This window comes from Secundilactobacillus hailunensis (genome assembly GCF_005405185.1).
GTDB classification, from domain to species: Bacteria; Bacillota; Bacilli; order Lactobacillales; family Lactobacillaceae; genus Secundilactobacillus; species Secundilactobacillus hailunensis.
Map to the genome: position 1 here is coordinate 1 of NZ_BJDO01000093.1, position 2,862 is coordinate 2,862.

Sequence of the window (2,862 nt, forward strand, 5' to 3'; positions counted from 1 at the left end):
AAATAGTGTAGTGTCCTATTTGCGTGTTCAAATATAATAATGGTATAGAAAAAGGAGTTGAAAGGCAAACTGCCTATCAACTCCAAATATCGTAGCACCTTTTTTTGCTGTTTGTAATTGGAGGGTATTCAATATCATAGGCCAATTTAAAACCTAATCGATTCCGAATTGTCAAATCAAGTGTAAGGCCTGTAGTTATGATCAAAAATTGAAGAATTAAAAAGGATATTGGTTATTTACCAATATCAAATATTAAGCGAGTGAGGTAAGTTGTAGATTTAAATTCTTGCTAAAATTACCACTGCTTGTTAAACTAAATATGTAATACGATAGTAAACATTTTGAGGGGGGTTATACTATGCAAAATGTTAAAAAAAATAAAACGGTTTCTACCCGTGTCACTCAAAATATCAATGACCGTGCTAAAGCCAATTTGGCAAAAATGGGCTTGACTGTATCTGAATACATCCGTTTATCCTTAGTTAAAGCAGCTAATAATGAAGTAAAATTGGTTAGTTTCCTGGATACGCCGGAAGCACACCAAGCAAAATACGAAGATCAACATCAAATGGCTGAGACTATTGGTAATATTGACGATTTTGAAAAATGGACGGAAAACTTAGATGAAGATTAAAGGGCTGCCCACCCTCAAACGTGAATTTAAGAAATTAAAGAAAAAACATTATCCAGTAGAACTTGTAGCACTTTGCTTACACGCCATTGACAAGCACGATATTAAAATATTAAGCCAAATTAACGATCACGCTTTGCATGGTAATTGGGCTGGATATCGAGAATTTCACCCTGCAAGGTATAAATCAAAATCCAAGATGAAATTTAAGCAAGAATATGATCAATGGGTCGTTATTTACCGCATCGACCATGAAGAACTAGTGCTTATTTTAGTTGCAACTGGCAACCATAGTTTACTAGATTAAATCAAAAGTTTTACAAATATATTTGAACACACAATATTGGCGTTCTAGCTATATCGGCTGGGATGCCTTTTTGAATCAGTTGCCTACTCTGGATATTCCCTCATTACGAGTTACTTTGTACGATTTCGAGTTAGAAATGAAATACACGAGAAAATCACGCCGGCAAACAGACCGAAATAACCAAGAATCACCAAGTAAAAGGGTTCATGTAAAACCCCGTTTTCGCCAATATAGCTAGGCGTAAAAAGGCGGATGGTAAAACAAATCACGCCAGCAAGCAGAAAAATTATGCCAAAAATTAATGTCCAATAATGCAGTCGTGTTTTAATCATTTTAATTCCGTCCCTTCTTGTTGAAACTTCATTATTTCACACTTTAGGGAAATAGTCTCTTCTAGTGATTGCAAAACTAGACAATCAAAAAACCAGACATCTTACAAACGATATCTGGTCTTCGGAAACTAAAACTTACAAATTAATTCCTAGCGCGCCAGCTGCAATCGGCAATAAACGCATAACAAAAGTATGTGGCATATGACCCACGACTTTACCTCGACGTGCCTGGAAATCATAATTTTGAAGTTGATAGGTGATCACCGAACCATGTATACCACTTTTTTCTCATTAATGGTTGGTCGGATATCTTCTCGTGAGCTTGTTACATGAGTAATCGGCATACCTAAAATTAAACCTGTATGCTTAAAATAAGCAGCTGTTGACAGAACAATCATTGGGCGCCTAATGTTACCATGCTCAGGATCATGACCACCTTGCTCACGACCGGCATGAGGTTCAGCATCAATCCAGATGAAATCTCCTTAATTGACTACCATTCGACTTTCTCCTTGCCAAAGTCTTCACCCATACCATAGTTGCCAACTTCATCAAGATCTTTACGAAAATCAAAGTCGTCGAATTGGCCATTTTCCCACGGATTTGAACTCTCTGCCCGTTCTAAAATAATTTGATTGCCAGCTGCATTGACCTTTAATATAAATTTTTCTCCCACACTAACATCTAAGCTACTCGGAATGGTAATAACTGTTGCGTTGCCAACTTTCCGTGCCTTATACTCACCAATTACTCGGTCTTCGGCAGTCATCTTAATTACCTCTTTCTATAGATTCCTATACAAGACGAAAGTTCACATTTCTGACACAATTCAGCAAATGGTTGCTGAATGATCAGGCTGGTATTTATCCAAATGAAATACAGCTATATGCGAAGTATTAGTATTAAAATAACCAATGCTAAGACTATGAATATGATAGACTTAATTTAGTCAAATTTAGGAGTTGGTAATGATTAATTTTAAATCAAGAAAAAACAACTTTGCAAATCAGTTTACAAGTAAACAATATTTTACCATTCTTGTAATAGCGATACTCATTTTATTGTTAGCTACTTTGGCTTCTTTTTTCAAGACCATTCACAGTCTTTCAAGTGGTTTAATGGCAATTGACTACTTTATTTGGGCTGATCTGCTTATCTTTCGACTCTGCAGAACCAAAATTTATTTCTTCCTATGTCTTATTATAGGGTCTATAATTCCTGGACTCTTCTTACTGGCTATAGAAATAATTTTGAGCCTTACTGTAGGTAATTGAATCGTCGGATAATTAAGTTTATAGAGCCTCGCTTAAAATGCGTCTAAAAAAAGCCAAGTTTCCTTTTTCTGAGGAAACCTGGCTTTTCTGGGTCTTTGTCAAACGGTGTTGATTAACGACTTGATTATATTTAGAGCTTTCTCTTCGGAGGAAGCTCTTTGTTGCTTACGGGATTTGAGTGGTCGAGATCGGAAATATCGGGACTTTGTACCCTTTAAATGGATTTTGGGTACACTAAATAACCCTTTGTTCTAGGGGCATTCGCAATAGGGACTAAGCAGCGATTTGGAAGATTCGGATAAACATGTTTTCTTGGTT

5 protein-coding genes are annotated in these 2,862 nt (G+C 36.3%); 2 read left to right on the forward strand and 3 right to left on the reverse strand.

Going from position 1 to position 2,862, the window contains the following annotated elements; translation table 11 throughout:
* Positions 1-358 precede the first annotated feature (358 nt).
* Together FFM73_RS12250 and FFM73_RS12255 are read left to right on the forward strand one after the other, a co-directional pair.
* Positions 359-634, forward strand: a complete 276-nt coding sequence (locus FFM73_RS12250) for a plasmid mobilization protein (protein ID WP_137631924.1) — start codon at positions 359-361, stop codon at positions 632-634.
* The gene (locus FFM73_RS12255; RefSeq protein ID WP_137631925.1) at positions 624-938 is read left to right on the forward strand and encodes a type II toxin-antitoxin system mRNA interferase toxin, RelE/StbE family; all 315 of its coding nucleotides are present in this window, start codon (positions 624-626) and stop codon (positions 936-938) included. Before FFM73_RS12250 ends, FFM73_RS12255 begins: the two co-directional genes overlap by 11 nt.
* A 110-nt stretch (positions 939-1,048) precedes the next feature.
* On the opposite strand, the gene FFM73_RS13255 is transcribed toward FFM73_RS12255, so the two are convergent.
* The 3 genes from FFM73_RS13255 to FFM73_RS12265 all read right to left on the reverse strand — a co-directional run bounded on the left by FFM73_RS13255 (position 1,049) and on the right by FFM73_RS12265 (position 2,039).
* Complete coding sequence (locus FFM73_RS13255; RefSeq protein ID WP_137631926.1) at positions 1,049-1,270, reverse strand: DUF3955 domain-containing protein; 222 nt, start codon at positions 1,268-1,270, stop codon at positions 1,049-1,051.
* Between the two features lie 260 nt (positions 1,271-1,530).
* Positions 1,531-1,746 (reverse strand): putative type II toxin-antitoxin system PemK/MazF family toxin, encoded by a 216-nt coding sequence (locus tag FFM73_RS13260; protein WP_373278679.1) that lies wholly within the window; start codon positions 1,744-1,746, stop codon positions 1,531-1,533.
* A gap of 17 nt (positions 1,747-1,763) precedes the next feature.
* On the reverse strand, positions 1,764-2,039 hold the full coding sequence (locus FFM73_RS12265) for a hypothetical protein (RefSeq protein ID WP_137631927.1): 276 nt from the start codon (positions 2,037-2,039) through the stop codon (positions 1,764-1,766).
* Between the last annotated feature and the right edge of the window lie 823 nt (positions 2,040-2,862).

What these genes read in the sequence shown, in the direction of transcription:
- FFM73_RS12250 (WP_137631924.1), top strand. Translation starts at nt 359, where the DNA reads ATGCAAAATGTTAAAAAAAATAAAACGGTTTCTACCCGTGTCACTCAA.
- FFM73_RS12255 (WP_137631925.1), top strand. Translation starts at nt 624, where the DNA reads ATGAAGATTAAAGGGCTGCCCACCCTCAAACGTGAATTTAAGAAATTA.
- FFM73_RS13255 (WP_137631926.1), bottom strand. Translation starts at nt 1,270, where the DNA reads ATGATTAAAACACGACTGCATTATTGGACATTAATTTTTGGCATAATT.
- FFM73_RS12265 (WP_137631927.1), bottom strand. Translation starts at nt 2,039, where the DNA reads ATGACTGCCGAAGACCGAGTAATTGGTGAGTATAAGGCACGGAAAGTT.